Source organism: Rhodopirellula baltica SH 1 (assembly GCF_000196115.1).
Classification (GTDB): Bacteria; Planctomycetota; Planctomycetia; order Pirellulales; family Pirellulaceae; genus Rhodopirellula; species Rhodopirellula baltica.
In genome coordinates this window covers 3,509,982-3,525,044 of the sequence record NC_005027.1, presented here as the reverse complement: position 1 = coordinate 3,525,044, position 15,063 = coordinate 3,509,982, and the positions used below count along the sequence as shown (strand labels likewise).

General features: G+C 55.6%; 11 protein-coding genes. 2 read left to right on the top strand and 9 right to left on the bottom strand.

Features of this window, described 5'->3' with window-relative positions; genetic code table 11:
- Positions 1–59: 59 nt before the first annotated feature.
- The 4 genes from RB_RS13560 to nadC all read right to left on the bottom strand — a co-directional run bounded on the left by RB_RS13560 (position 60) and on the right by nadC (position 5,449).
- Positions 60–2,177 (bottom strand): prolyl oligopeptidase family serine peptidase, encoded by a 2,118-nt coding sequence (locus tag RB_RS13560; RefSeq protein ID WP_164921992.1) that lies wholly within the window; start codon positions 2,175–2,177, stop codon positions 60–62.
- Between the two features lie 168 nt (positions 2,178–2,345).
- Positions 2,346–2,921: an NYN domain-containing protein gene (locus RB_RS13555; protein WP_164921991.1), complete on the bottom strand. Its 576-nt coding sequence runs from the start codon at positions 2,919–2,921 to the stop codon at positions 2,346–2,348.
- A gap of 23 nt (positions 2,922–2,944) precedes the next feature.
- The gene (locus RB_RS13550) at positions 2,945–4,456 is read right to left on the bottom strand and encodes an undecaprenyl-phosphate glucose phosphotransferase (protein ID WP_011121014.1); all 1,512 of its coding nucleotides are present in this window, start codon (positions 4,454–4,456) and stop codon (positions 2,945–2,947) included.
- A gap of 57 nt (positions 4,457–4,513) precedes the next feature.
- Positions 4,514–5,449: a carboxylating nicotinate-nucleotide diphosphorylase gene (gene nadC, locus RB_RS13545; protein WP_164921990.1), complete on the bottom strand. Its 936-nt coding sequence runs from the start codon at positions 5,447–5,449 to the stop codon at positions 4,514–4,516.
- Positions 5,450–5,779: 330 nt separating this feature from the next.
- On the opposite strand from nadC, the gene RB_RS13540 reads away from it, so the two are divergent.
- A complete protein-coding gene (locus tag RB_RS13540) occupies positions 5,780–6,832 on the top strand; it encodes a peptidylprolyl isomerase (protein WP_164922860.1) in 1,053 nt (350 codons plus the stop codon).
- A gap of 125 nt (positions 6,833–6,957) precedes the next feature.
- Positions 6,958–7,542: a hypothetical protein gene (locus RB_RS13535; RefSeq protein WP_037201099.1), complete on the top strand. Its 585-nt coding sequence runs from the start codon at positions 6,958–6,960 to the stop codon at positions 7,540–7,542.
- A gap of 74 nt (positions 7,543–7,616) precedes the next feature.
- Here RB_RS13535 and purD read toward each other — a convergent pair whose 3' ends face one another.
- The 5 genes from purD to RB_RS13510 all read right to left on the bottom strand — a co-directional run bounded on the left by purD (position 7,617) and on the right by RB_RS13510 (position 15,016).
- Entirely contained in the window at positions 7,617–8,930 is a 1,314-nt protein-coding gene (purD, locus tag RB_RS13530; protein ID WP_007334006.1) for a phosphoribosylamine--glycine ligase, read from the bottom strand.
- The gene (locus RB_RS13525) at positions 8,923–9,615 is read right to left on the bottom strand and encodes a 3-keto-disaccharide hydrolase (protein WP_007338989.1); all 693 of its coding nucleotides are present in this window, start codon (positions 9,613–9,615) and stop codon (positions 8,923–8,925) included. Before RB_RS13525 ends, purD begins: the two co-directional genes overlap by 8 nt.
- A 28-nt stretch (positions 9,616–9,643) precedes the next feature.
- Positions 9,644–13,177 (bottom strand): hypothetical protein, encoded by a 3,534-nt coding sequence (locus RB_RS13520; protein WP_164922859.1) that lies wholly within the window; start codon positions 13,175–13,177, stop codon positions 9,644–9,646.
- A gap of 472 nt (positions 13,178–13,649) precedes the next feature.
- The gene (coaE, locus tag RB_RS13515) at positions 13,650–14,297 is read right to left on the bottom strand and encodes a dephospho-CoA kinase (RefSeq protein ID WP_164921989.1); all 648 of its coding nucleotides are present in this window, start codon (positions 14,295–14,297) and stop codon (positions 13,650–13,652) included.
- Entirely contained in the window at positions 14,297–15,016 is a 720-nt protein-coding gene (locus RB_RS13510) for a zinc ribbon domain-containing protein (RefSeq protein ID WP_007326094.1), read from the bottom strand. The genes coaE and RB_RS13510 overlap by 1 nt, the downstream gene beginning before the upstream one ends.
- Positions 15,017–15,063: the final 47 nt, after the last annotated feature.

Below are 15,063 nucleotides of genomic sequence, written 5' to 3'. Positions count from 1 at the left end.
GGAACGGATTTTCGTGCGTTCCAAACGAGAAGGTCATCAAACGCTCACACCGCGTCGAATCACTTCGGTTGCCATGACTCATCGAAGAAGCCCGCCGCGATCACCTTGCCAGGGTCGCGGAAAGTCGAGCCTTCTGTGACATCCAAAAATGCCCAGTCGGGCAACTTGGGTGTTTGGCGAGCGTTGTTCAGATAGTCGTACTCGCGAAAGGTGAACCCGCTGTTGATCACGACATAGCGATCTGGACTCTCCGGGTTGGGATAGATCATCACTGGCACGTGCCCGGCTCTGGTGACCTGATTATCGCCGATGCTGATCTTATCGTTGGTCCACTGAAGTGGCAGTGTGGGTAGCAACCTTGCAATGACTTGGTTGCTGCTGGCGTCACCAAACAGAATCACGTTTTGATTGGCCATCATCGCCGCGTCGACTTGCGTATCTTTGACCACACGAATGTCACCTCGGAAATGCAACCGCCAATGGTCCATGGCGTGCTTGGATTCCGCTTGGACCCATTGCTCGACGGCGGGATCATCGGATGTCCCCGATGGCAGCACAAATACAAAGCGATCCATGAAGGCGTCGTCGATGGGCCCCTGCAATCCAGGTCGTTTGCGAAGAGACGCTGCGTCATCGGAAGCAACTTTCCACGTTCCGTCAAATATGAACTCAGCTTCAAGCGATCGGTCCGAAGCCACCAGTGGACCGGTGTCGGTATCGACAACCTGATCGCCATTGATCATCACGCCGGTGCGTCCGGCTGTTTTTCCCGGCCATTGCCCGGCATCAAAGTTCACGCGGATTCGCGTCACGTTCTCGCACTCGATCATGATCTGGGAGCCGTTTCCAGTTTGACTTGCCAGGACCGATGCATCGGCGATGGCCGGTGACCAATGTTGGCTCATTCCGGTGACTTCGATCCAGTGCATCCGCGAATAACGCAGGGTCAGCGTCGTTAGGTGGACGTTCCGAGGGACGCCGGATGTGATTTGTTGTTCGATTGAGTCCAATCGCCTGCCGATTTCCTGTTGAGCATCGGGATGAATCTTGTGAGCGGTTTGCGGACCGATCAAATGCACCAGCTCGATCCCTTCTTCTGATAACGCCGATTCCATCACGTCGGCGGCCTGTTTTTGCCGATCGATTTCGCCGCTGTAAGCAATGGTTGGCAAGTGCCTCAGGTTGCTCGCCCAGGGCGGGCAATCGTAAAGTTGCCACAGTGTCTTCTGATGCGATGGAGCGGTGCCGGCTGCGTCTTCACCCTGGAAGACATCAAGGAACAAAGGTGTTTCCGAAAAGCCTGCGCCCGGTGTGGCGGCGAAGAATTGGTCCGCATAGTGGGTCGCGATCTGCCAGCAACCTGCGCCGCCCATCGAAAAACCTCGGATCGCAACGCGGCGCTCGTCAATGGCAATGCGTCGCTGCAAGTAGTCACGTAGTTCCAGAACATCGACCTCGCCGGCGAATTTGAACGCGTTGCTGTAGCGACCATAGGGGTGAGCCACAATTGCAGATTGGGGCATCGGTTCATTGCCGGCTCGATAGCGTTCCGGATCGTTGCTGTGTTTGCTTAAGAACGCCAGTTCGGACACCTTTTCACCTCGGCCATGCAACCAGATGTCCATGCGAATCGGCAACGTATCGACGGCATTCACATTCTCGGGAACCACGATGCCATAGGGCTGAAACGAATCATCGATCTTTGATCGGTAGCCGCCGGCAATCAGCTGTTTTTCTTTGCTCGCTCGCAGTCCGACCACTTCCGCCCAGGACGCACCGGCGGCGATTCGGTTGATGCGATCGTTAGCGATTTTGAGTAATCGCTGCGCATCATCCAACGCCTTTGGGGAGTAGAAAATCGATTGCTCGATGGTCATCTCGACCGCTCTCGGAAACACCAAAACCTCTGGTTCGAGATCCCTCAACCGAGCAGCCGTGGCAGCGTCTTGTTTCTTCTCTCCGGCAGCATCCAATAGTTGTTGCCAACGGTTCCTGACTGATTCAATGGATGTTCGAAGTGTTTCCAGTTGACCAGAATCGACGTCAATTCCGGGGGGCGGAATTGGACGAACGTTTTCCGCTTGGTTGTCTGCCGGTCCATCGGCTAGCAAAGAAGAGGCGGTTGCCATTACGAGGCAGCCGCACAGAGTCAGTCCACGAGTCAACGACAGAATCATTCGAGCCAAATCCGCCAGAGTGCAAAATCAGAAGGTAGTATCGGTCAATCGGTCCCACAGCATACACAGCGGACCATCGCGAAACTTGGCTGGTGTTTCGTTCGCTACGCTGGTCTGACCAAATGGACGGAGCCATTCTTCAGAGCTCGCCGTGACCGCCGGTCTCACTCAATCAGAACCGTATTGATCGAGCCATTTCTGTAGCTCTTCGGTTTCGAGCATTGCGTCCAATGTTGGCCCGCTCGGCGATGCGTCGGCAGATGGTTCACCGGATTTACGATCGGACTTCTTGTGGCGTTTTCGTTTGGAAGTTGCTTTCGGAAGTTTGGCCATTTGAATGTGCCCATCCAGCAACGCATCCAACCAAACATCGGAATCGATCGGCAATGCTTTCTTGCGTTTGGCGGCCGCATGCAGACGGTGATCGGAGGACACCACCGTCAAGGACTTGGGATTTGGATGTTCGAAGATAAGCTCTTCGATCAAGTCATCCGCTTCTGGGTAGCCGACCGCAAAGCGAACATCCATGTCGGCGAATATCATTTGATCGCTCACGCCGTGAGGCGGATTGCGAGCATCAAAGACAACGCACGTGCGACTGCGAATGGGGTCGGTCAGGTGTTCCGACAACCGGTTGAGCAACAACTGCCGTTCGTCATGCAACCAATTCGGCGATGCACCCCGCGACGGAGGAGCCACCGGCCCAATCACGTTGTATCCATCGATGAGAAGCAAAGGGAACATGGGACATCGACGGAGGAGTTGAATCAGTAGGCTTCGGGTTGCTTCCAAACGACCATCAGAGTTCGGAACAAGATCCGAATGTCTAGCAACAGCGACCACGACCGGATGTATTGGTGATCAAAATGGATCCGCTGTTCCATTTTGTCGACCGTTTCCGTTTCGCCGCGACAGCCGTTGACTTGTGCCAACCCGGTGATGCCCGGTTTGACTTTGTGCCGCATCATATATCCACGGATCAAACCGCGATATTGTTCGTTGTGGGCGGAGGCGTGAGGCCGGGGGCCGACCAATGACATGGATCCTTCAATCACGTTGAACAATTGTGGAAGTTCGTCCAAGCTCGTTTTTCGAAGGATTGCACCCAATGGCGTGATTCGCGAATCGTTATGAGTGGCCTGTTTGACGACGGCACCATCGTCGCACGTCGTCATCGAGCGAAATTTCCAGACACGAATTTCTTGTCCATCCAATCCGTATCGACGCTGTCGAAAGAACACCGGACCGGGTGATGTCAATTTGACCGCCGCCGCGATCATCAGCATCGGAATCGAAATGGCCAGTAACCCAGCCGAGGCGACGATCAAATCCGCCGCCCTTTTCGCGACTCCATCGATGCCGAACATCGGCGATTCGGTGACGCTGACCGCCGGCAAACCGCCGACTTGCGTCCAGCGAGCGTGGAGCAATTCGAACACGAAGAAATCGGGCACGATGTAAACAGATGCTGTTGAGTCACTCAGCTCGTCCAGCAAAAAACGGATTCGCTTTTCGGCACGCATGGGAAGGGTGACAAGCACCGTTTCAATCTCACCCGAACGTGCCGCAGCGATCAGGTCGTTCAAGTCACCCTGCAGTGAGACCGCTGGTACGGATTCGGTCAAACTCAGATCTTCTGAATCAGTGCTTTCAGTTTCGCCACTTCCATTTTCGACATTGTCTCGTGCGAAATTGCGGTCATCGTAGAAGCCAGCGAACTGCAGTCCGAGCGACGAATCTGATTCGATGTTGGATTGTGTTTGATGTCCAAGGGTGTTGCAGCCCGCAATCGCGACTCGTCGAACACCGACGCCACGACGAAGCAATCCAAACTGGACAATTCGCAGACACATTCGCGAAAGTCCGATCATGGCGGGACAAAGCACACACCAAGACAGAATCACCGATCGGGCAAAGTACTGCCCGTAGCGGGTTGCAAACGCGATGGCACCTAACACCAGGATCGTCATCGTCCATGTTGTGATGACGCGAATGATTTCACTGTCGGTGCACGCGCGACGGTCGCCTCGTTGCAGTCCAGTCAACTGGCTGCTGAGAAAGAACACGATGACCGCGATCAATCCCATCGCAAAGGATGCATCGTCGACATGGCCTCGTGCGGCGAATTTGACCAACACCAAAGAAGCCAATATCGAGGCCGAATCCAGGCAAGGCTGAACGAAGTCATACCAATGTTGGCTGCCCAAAATGGAAACGGATCGGGTTGAATCCGCAGACTTCGACGATGCTGAGGAGGCGTCCGAGTGGTTTGACGGCATGGTCGGTGTACAAAGAGGAAGTGAATGACCGCTACCAACGGTCCGATTTCCCCAACACTAGCTTGCGAACCCGTCCAGCCAATCCATCCCCAGGTCCAACCAAGTGGCTTGATGCGTCAAAGCCCCGCTGCTGATTCGGTCCACGCCAGTCGCAGCGACGTTGCCGATCGTATCGATCGTGACGTTTCCTGATGCTTCCAAGTCGAGTGTCACACCCAGTTCGTCTCGTCGAGCCACTGCGCGGCGAAGGTCATCCAACGAAAAGTTGTCCAGCAGAACAATGTCGATGCCCGTCGTGGCGACTTGTTCAAATTGTTCCAGCGTGTCGACTTCGATTTCAACCATCGGCGGTGCGACCAATTGATTGACGCTGGCTCCCCGCATCGCAACGGCTCTCGTCGCTGCTTCGCCGGCGGTGAGCTTGGACGAAGGATCGTGCTCACTGCGACCGAGAGCGAGGTGGTTGTCTTTGATCAGAAAGCCATCGTACAGTCCGGTTCGATGGTTATGGCCGCCGCCACATCGCACCGCATACTTTTCGAGTCGTCGCCAGCCGGGGGTCGTTTTGCGAGTGTCATACAGTCGAGCGTCGTGTTCTCCGATTGCTTCGACGTATCGTCCGGTCAATGTCGCGACGCCGCACAGTCGAGAAAGGATATTGAGCAAAACGCGTTCGCTGGTCAGCAGGTCTCTGGCCGAACCTGAGAGCCGCACGATCGGTTCTCCGGGAACCAACGGAGTTCCCTCGTCAATCAAAACCTCGACTTCCAAATCGGCGTCGAACTCATCGACGATCCACGGTGCCAAAGCGATCCCCGCCGCGATTCCGGAGCATCGAGGAACGATCTGGCAGGCACCGCGGCGTTCGGGGGCGATCATGGCGACCGTGGTCCAGTCGACGGCAATGTCCAAGTCCTCTGCGATCGAAAGACGGACCAATTGCCGCAGGTCGTTTTCCAAGGCGTCGTCGAGTTGGACAGGGCGATAATCCATGGCTGGTTTCAATCGAAGTGGAGCGGTTTCACGGTCAAGGTTTCACGCATTGTTTCGCCTGTTGGCGGTGCCAGCAATGCGACACGGAGTCGATATGCCATGGAAAACCGTTGTTCATCCATCGATTGTCGCTAAATCGCGGTTGCCAATGCGCGTTCGATTTCTCTACAAGCCGAACTCATTCATTTGTTTCCGTTGCGAATTGGGGTCACCATGCCTTCGCCCTGCCATCACGTTGTCCCTCGTTGTTTCGCTTGGATTGCGTTGGCGATTGGGGTAACCGCCATGGCTATGCCGCGATTGCATGCGCAAATGCCGACCCGCGCAGAAGTGGAAGAGGCCAAGAAAACGCCGCTTCCCACAGATCCGGCGACGGTGATGGCCGTCGTCGGCCAAGGACGAGTTCTGCTCGGCGAGCTGAAACCACGCGTGGATGCTCAGCTTTCTCGTATGCTCGCGCAAGCCAGTGGCGAGGTACCGGAGGACGAACTGCACTACGTGAAGTTGCGGATGACTCGTAGCTTGCTCGTTCAAACCATACAAAGTCGGATGCTTCGCGAAGCGTTTTTGTTGGAACAAGTCGGCACCGCTGCGGCGGACAAACGACGTGAAGCGGAGGCAACGATGGCCGCCAAGGCTCGTCAGATGTTCTATGAAACGGAACTGCCCGGGCTGATGAAAAAAGCCAATGTGGATTCAAAGGCAGAACTCGACGATCTTCTTCGCAAAGAGGGATCGTCGCTGGCCTTCCGCCAGCGTGAATTCATGGACCAGATGCTGGGCAGCTTGTACATCCGCAGCAAGGTCAACAAAGACCCCGCGGTCTCGCTTTCCGAGATTGTGCGGTACTACCAGGAACATCAATCCAAGTACGAACACAAAGCCCGTGCTCGTTGGGAACAGCTGACGGTCATGTTCAGCAATCACCCAACTCGCGATGCGGCGATGAAGGCAATCACCGAGATGGGACGCGAGGCGTTGTACGGCGGCAACATGCAAGCGGTTGCGAAGGCCAAGAGCGAAGAACCATTCGCGAGTTCAGGCGGATTGCATGATTGGACTAATCAAGGGTCTTTGGTGTCAGCAATCCTGGATCAGCAAATCTTCTCGTTGCCGACCGGTAAGATGAGCGAGATCATCGAGGACACTGATGCGTATCACATCATCCGAGTGTTGGAACGAGAAGACGCTGGGGTGACTCCTGTCGGAGAGCTTCAAGACGATATCTCAGATATTCTTCGTCAGCAGAAGATTCGTGCTGACCAGGAAGAAGTGATGGTCGAAGTTCGCCAACGTGTTCCGGTTTGGTCGTTCTATCCCGACGATTTCCCAGAAGCGAAACCGTTGCTTCAGGTGTCAGCTCGACCGGCGCTGCAAAGGTAGGCGGTATGGCCCATTGCGCATCACGGCATCGTGCGAATCGGAACCAACGCGTTTGTCCAAACCGAACCCCGCACCAACGCAGTGCCCTTCACGTACGGTGGATCGTCATTTGCGCACTGGCGTTGATGTCGGCCGGGTGTGGCCAACTGGCGTACCGGCTTGGAACCGATATCCCACCCCAGTACGTTCCTAATCCGTTGGATCTACCGCCCGTTCCGGCAGACTTCCTTTGGTTGCAGGTGGTCGATGCGGTGGACGACGTGTTTCGGATTTCTCGGGAGCAACCGGTGGTCAATCAGCCGGGTGCCGTTCTCGAAGGACGACTTGAAACAAGCTACAAGGTTGGTGGTTCCATTTTGGAGCCGTGGCGGAAAGACAGTTCGCCCGGATTCGAACGTTTGCAGAGCACGTTGCAATCCATCCGACGCCGAGCGATCGTCCATGTTCGTCCGCATTCGAACGGCTATTCCGTCGAGATCATTGTCCAAAAAGACTTGGAAGACACCGATCGAACCCAGTACGCGACCGAAACCACCGCCGGACAACGTCACGACGGTTCACGTACCAGTCGCGTGGATGACTTCGACGATAACCCGCAGACTCTTGGTTGGATTCCGCTGGGACGCGACACGACGCTGGAACAAATCCTATTGCAGGACATCTTCCGGCGTGTCACTCAGAAGGACACGCCCGGGTTGCTCAATCATTGATTGCCCGTTGACGACCAAGATGCCGGAGCAGCGCCGAAGCGGCTTGATCCGGCCTATCGCTTTGCTTTGGAACGCTACGCTTTATCGGCGGTGACAAGTGCTTTGTCGCTGATGTCTTTCCGGCACCAAGCTCCCTGCCAACGAATCTCACGCACAGCTTTGTAAGCCTGCAATTTCGCGGCACTGATCGAATCGCCCATTGCGGTCACGCCTAGAACGCGTCCGCCGGTGTTGACGACTTCGCCGTCGACACGTTGAGTTCCCGCATGGAAGACTTTGACGTTTTCCATTTTGTCGGCTGATTCGATACCGGTGATCGCGTGGCCTTTCTCGTAGTCAGCCGGATAGCCTTCGCTGGCCATCACGACGCAAATGGCTGGTCGTGGATCGAACTCAAGCGGACCGGTTTCTTCGAGCTTGCCATCGACGACGGCCTGCATGACTTCGACCAAGTCGGTCTTCAATCGCATCAGCAACGGTTGGCATTCGGGGTCGCCGAATCGAACGTTGAATTCCAATACTTTTGGACCGGCAGGAGTCAACATCAATCCCGCGTACAACACGCCTTTGAAAGGACGGCGTGAGCGTTTCATCGCATGCACGACCGGCACCAGAATGCTCGATTCGACCTTTGCCAGGGTTTCTTCGTCCAAAACAGGCGCCGGGCAGTAAGCACCCATGCCGCCAGTGTTGGGACCCGTGTCGCCATCGTTGGCGGGTTTGTGGTCTTGCGCGGGCGGCAACGTGACAATCGTTTCACCATCGGTGATCGCCAACACGCTGACCTCGGGGCCCGTCAAACGTTCTTCGATGATCAGTTCTTTGCCGGCGGCACCGAACTCTTTGCGAGCCGCGATGCGATCGATGGCTTCCAATGCTTCGCTGCGTGTGTCGCAGACGACAACGCCTTTACCGGCGGCCAAACCATCGGCTTTGACAACGACGTTGACCGGATCAGTGGGTTCGCTGAATCGATCTTTGATGTACCGCGAGGCGTCGTCGGCGCTGCGGAAAGTTCGGTAGTCTGCCGTGGGAATGTCAGCGGACCGCAGCAGGTTCTTGCAGAAGACTTTGCTGCCTTCGAGTTCCGATGCTGCTTTGCTGGGGCCGAAGGCACGAAGTCCGGCGTCGGTCAACGCATCGACCAATCCGGCGACCAAAGGTGCCTCGGGACCGACGATGACCAAGCCGACGTTGTTCTCTTTCGCGAATTGGATCACGGCATCGTGATCGGCCGGATCCAGGTCGACGTTGGTCGCGTCCATCCCGGTGCCGGCGTTGCCGGGGGCAACGAAAACATTTTGAACGTGCTGGCTCTGTTTGACTTTCCATGCCAAGGCATGTTCACGTCCACCAGAGCCAACAATCAACACGTTGTATTTACTCATCGAGTGGTTTGACTCGCAGATTTTTGAAGTAGGCGATGCTTTGTGGGTCATGGGCTTGCAAGGCAAACGTGCCTTCGCCCAACCGGCGTTCGAAGCGATCTGAGAACGCTTCCTGGTCGCTCGGTTCGGTGAAATCCACCAGGGTTTTTCCGTTGACTTTCAGTTCAATGTGTTTGCCGCGAACGATGATTTCTTGCGTGTACCATTCGTTGTCGCGAATGCCATTGGCCGCAAGCGTTTCCGCGTCAATGTTTTCGACCCCGTAGAGTGAACTGGTCTTCTTGGGGTCTTTGTGGCTGACGTTGACTTGGCACTCGTAGCCATATTTTGGCCAGCCTGATTCTTGGTATTTGGTGTGAAAGTAAATTCCAGCGTTGCTGCCGGGCATCACCTTCACGTCGGCCTTGAAGTGAAAGTTTTTCAGCGGAGCCAACTCGCCGACATAGAAGAGGTGGCAACGTTCGCCTTTGCAGACAAGCATTCCGTCCTCAACTTGCCAGCTGTCTGGGTTCTCGGTCGACTTCTTCCAGCCGTCCAGCGATTCGCCGTCGAACAGAGAAACGAATCCGGTCTCTTGTGCGGATGCGTTTGTTGCAGCATCGTCCGCCTTCACGATCGGATTGATCGAGAGGGCGGATGCGAGTGAAACGACGGCAGACAGTAGCAGCAGTTGGGGACGAAACATGCGTGAACTCAGGAGCGGGGATGGCGGGCTAGACGCTGGCCAACCGGTCCAGCATCACAGGGTCGTTGGGTAATGGCGACATCGGGTCGACGCCCAAGGTTCCCTGCAACGATGCAATATAGTCTCCCGACTCGGCCAATTGGCGTTGTTGGGTCGCATATTCGTACTGGGCTTTCATGTTCAGCCGTTCCGTTGCGTCGGCATTGAGCGGATCGTCCATGAACGCTTGCAATCGCTGCTGCATTGATTTCCAGTGAGCGATATCGCGTTGCTGTTTGGCGTCCAGACGACGTCGATACCAGTCACTGCTGAGCAGTGATTCTCGCGAAAAGAGTTGACGCACTTCGGGATCGTCGATCGTTTTGCCGTTGTGTTCGCCGTGCACCATGATGTCCAGTGCCGCACGCAGCGGCGGGCACGCCAACTCGTATCCCGAATCACCGAAGTAGTTCTGAGCGACACGAGCTTGGGCTTCGGAAATTTGCAGCACGCCATCGGCAAACGAATCTTCATCCTGTTTCTCGGGACGCAAAATCGGTTCGGGGAAGACCTTGGACGGGTTGTCGAAGACACGAGCCAGGTAGGTGCGAACGAATTTGTCCGTGATGCGATAGCCAAGTCGACTGGCAGGAATCCTTTTGCCGTCGTGGTCGAAGTCTTCGATTTTTTCCAGCATGCCGTCTTCGATCATGCGGCGTGGGTCGCGTTCTTCGGCCGTCATGCGGCACCAGACTTCAGGTATCAACAAAGAAATGTCGTGGCCGACTTCCAGGTTGGGACCAACGTGACCGGCGGGTGTGCTGAAGCCGCCCAGATCGGTCAAGATCATCGAGACGATCACGGCATTCAGGTCGACGGCAGGGTGCAAAGCGTTGAACGGACCTTTGGTCAGTGCACCTTCGCTACCCGCACCAGTCGTGCTGGGGCTTTTGCCGGTCAGTGAGCAAACGTAATCCATCACCAGTTCAGGAAGCTCCTGATAGTGAAGTGGCGAGTAAACCGCCAATGAACGGATGCCGGCTTCGGCGTCTGGTGGATTGTTGCGACGACCGGACAGGACCGCGCCGACGGGAGTCAGGACCGCATCGCTAGTACCCAGTTTGCGATGCAATTGGATGCCTCGCATGGCAACATAGGTCGCGCGGGGCGATGCCAAATCGGGACGGTCTTGCAAGTAACGAGGGTTCTTCGTTGGCTTGCCATCGACCAAACGCGGATTGGCGGTGCTGACGACGTAGCCATCCTCGGATGCCGCCGCGGTGAGCAGCAGCTCTTCCATCGGGCCGGTGAATTTGTCGAACTCGATGGCATCACGAATGATGTCGCGAGCTTGTTGGCTGGTGAGTGGTTCGAAGTTGCTGATAAAGTTGCCCGGTGCAGCCAGATCAGACTCAGTTTGTTTGTCCAGTCCGCGATGAACGGCATCGTCGGGCCGTTGGAACAAACGGTATTCGCAGTTCTCAACAAACTTGTAGCTGGGAGCTTCCGCGACGGCGGATCCGACATCGCCAATGCTTCCCGCAGGAACCACGATGCTGACGGAGATATCGTCTTCGCGCTGAACCTTGGATGATGCGATGAAGTCCTGCCGCAGTTTGAACGTTCGCCATTGCGAGTTTTCCAGACCGACACGCAAGTAAGTTCCGACCAACGGGCGGCTTCCAATTTTCAGTTCGTGGCCCGGTGAACCGTTGACGATATCGACGCCGAACGATTCACGCCAATCATCGCCGACGCCAGGCCCGGCGAAACGTTTGATGATCAAAGCGAGAGCGTAGACGTGCTCAGGAATGCTCTTCAACCAAGCGTTGTAGTCGTCGTTGTATTCGGGACTTGGGGTCAGCAACTTGATCACGCTACCGAGCGATCGATTTGGATCGAGCACCTTGCGGCTGGGACGCTCGCTGTAGTCGGTGCGACCCGTGTATGAATTCGACCAACGCGTCCCGTAATCTTTCGAGAAGATGTCATCGACGAGTTGGAAATCGATTTCGTGGTCTTTGACAAAGATCGGTCCGTACAACATGTAGTCGCGAAGACTCTTGCTGATTTCGCTTTTGCCACCACCGCTGACCGTGCAGGGTTTGTGACAGAAGACGCCTTCGCCGACGGTGCCGATCAAACGCCAGCTTGGTGCCGAGGGGTGTTTTTCCAGTTGAAGCTTGTAACCACTCGGAGCGATGTAAATCTCATCGGGCGAAAGTGGAATCGATTGCTCTTTACCGGATGAATCCGTCCAGCGAATGCAGCGTTCGCGAAGCGTTGCCAGGGCATCTTCTGGGATGTAGATGACACTCGGATGGATGCGATCGATGCCGTATCCTTCCGGTTGAACGTCAATGAAATCGCTGTAGCGTTTCGCGACATCGGCAAATGTTTGGCCGTTGTAGAGGCGACTGTTGACTTGGAACTCGTCGCCTAACGAGTACGAAGCAAATGCGATTGCACCACCGGCATGCTCCTCTTCCGCGTTGCCCATCAAGTTGGCTGCGTAGCTGAGCTGGGTTTTGACTTCTTTCTTGCAATAACCGTAATAGTTGTCGGCGATCAAAGTCACGATCACACCATCGCTGTTCCGACAGGTGATTTTGAAAGCACCGCCGTCGTTGTAGCGTTCCGTTTCGTCTTGCCAGCACATCCGGTCGTGCCGCTGGCGTTCGTTTGCATCGTCGTAGTGAGGCAGCCCCAGTTCTTTCTTGGTCAACTGAGTCAGGTGGGTTGCCAGAATCACGCAACCGGTGTGTCCACTCCAGTGTTTGGCATCGAGTCCGGCGTCGCACGCAGCGATCAAAGGGTCGCCGGCATTGCCAAAGATGGATTCGACGAAGTCCAGGTTGCTGACATAGTTGCCCGGAACGAAGAAACGGGTTTCCATCGTCTTCGATTCACTGTATCCGGGAACACCGGGAGCAACCAATGGACGCAACATCAGCGACACCCACGATTCAGCGGGGTGAGGCGAGTTGTGGGTGTACGGCAATTCCATGTCGGCCGCGGGTGGCTGCATGGCGGCACGGAAAAGGTTTACGAAGACATTCTTGGGAACGACTCGTTTATCACCGGGGATCGACAATCCGCCTTCGACAACGTGGAACGTCCCTGCCGTGGTGCGGCGGTCGGCTCGCGGATTGTTCAAGACACCGTTGAAGCAGCGGTACGATTTGACCTGATCGTTTTCGAACTTGTTGCCACCCAAAGGCATGCTCAATTCACGAGCCATACCGTGACGGTCCAAATTCAAAGAACGACTCGGAAGCTTCAGCGGTTCGTCGCCGACCTCGTCACCAAAGTAGGACGCGAGGAAAGCTTCAATACGTTGATCAATTGGTGGTTGGTGCTGACGCAAAATCGCGTTGCGCTCACGAAAACTGTCCAGCATTTCGCGAGGGAAAGCAGCGTCGGGACGTTCTTGGTCCTCTTCGCCGGGGGGCATCAGTCCAGCCAAGGCCAATTGAAACGAGAGATAGTTTTGCAGGCGTTGCCGTTGTTCCGGAGCGGCCGCAAGCATGCGGTCCCAGCTCAAAGCGCGTTGAAGTTCTGTGGGTTCTCGCAGCAATGCCATGAGGATCTCTCCGGTTCGAACATGAATGTGGTCGGCAAAACCAAGCTTCGTGATCGAAAAGCTTTGACGCAATTGATCGCGGAGCACCTTGCGTCCAAAGCGTTCGACGATTGACGGCAGTCTCACGAAAAACGTTGGATCCAAGGACAGGCTTGGTGGAGAGGAGCTTAGCAAATACCGCCCGAATTTGAATCGGACGGGATTCGCGCGAGGCCCTCCGATTCCACGGCAGTTCGCGGCGTGAATCTATTGAGTGTGTATGTTGTGAGTCACGCTAATGCGAATTGGGTTCTCGCTGGGTCGTGATAGCGGGGCGGGCCGGCGCGTTGGGGTGTTTGGGGCATGGATGTACATGCGAGACTGACACCGGAAAGGTCAGTCGGGGGAGCGAAGGATGAATCGCTTCAAACATGCCGGCTGCGGAAGAATTTCCGGTGAATTCGTTTGGGCAAACCCACAAATCATGACGGGGTCACTTGGATTGCAGCACGGAAGCCAGTTCGGATTCCACCAAGCGACGCAATTCTTCCTCGGTGCCGTTGTTTGAAATCACGCGAGTGCTAGCCGATTGTTTTCGCTTCCAGGACCACTGTCGCGCGCTTCGTCGCTCAAGTTCTTCCGTGTTCCAACCTCGAGAGGCGAGCAGTTGCTGATGTCGATCGGGATTGACCTGTAGACACCACACTTCGTCACACGTGTCGCGATACCCGCTTTCCAAAAGCAAAGGCACATCAAGGATCACAAACGGTCGTCGCTCCGATTTCGCTTTCGCGATTTCAGATTGCAGAATCTTTCGTGTCCGTGGATGAAGGATGCCTTCGAGTTGTCGAAGCCGAGCGTGTGAAGCTTCGTCATCACCGAAGACCAAGTCGGCTAATCGCGAGCGGGACAGCGAACAGTCTGCCATTTGGATCGAATCGCCGAACAGCGATTTCAGTTCGCCAATGACGGCGGAGTCGCTGAGTTGGCTCTTCGCAATTTCATCGGCGTTCAGCCAGACGCCACCCAAGGATTCCAGGTGACGAGCGACTGTGGATTTGCCACTGCAAGGCGGACCGATGACACCAATGATTGGTGTCGAAGGGGCCGGCGTTGAAACAGTCCGTGGCTCGGCCGACATCAAGCCTGGTAAAGAAACGCGTTGCAATTGGGGCAATGCGTCAAAGTCGACAACATCACTTGGTTGAGGACCTGAGTGGTCAGTGTTTGGTAGCAACCACCGCAGGAGTCTTGTTCGACGGCCGCCAATGCCTCGTCACCGCGGGCATCAACCAATCGGCGATAGTCCGCTTTCACCGCGGCCGGAATGTCCGCTTCGTGAGCGGCCAGTTGTTCGTTGATACGAGCAAGATCCTGGCGAACTTGTTCGAGACGAGCTTCGATTTCGTTGACCCGTTTGGTTTGGTCTGCCTGGGCCTGTTCAAGTTTCTTTTGGGCGCGGCCCAGTTCGATTTCGCAGGTGTCGATTCGTTCAAGCACTTCCAGGATTTCATCGCTTTGAACGCTGTTGGCTTGTTCATCCGCGGCGATTTGATCCTTCAGCAGCGAGAACTCTTTGTTCGAAGCGGCCGTGTTCAGTTTGCCCTGCAGATTTTTGACGTGGGCTTCGCGGGTCTGCAGTTGCAGTTGCTTTTCATCCGCCGTCATGCGGGTTTTCTTCAGCGTTTCCGCCGCCGCGTCCACATTCGCTTGAGCCTCGTCGACCATCGACTGAACGGCCTTGATTTGAAGTGGGCCACGACGCAATTGCCCCTCCAAATCGGTGCGTTGCTGCAACGTGTTGTGCAACGTTCGCAAAAGGACGCTGGAAAATTTAGTCGTGGTGGAGGGCAGAGCCATCAGGCAGAATGCGGGAGCTGGAGAATGGGAGTGAAAAGAGGGGGTGA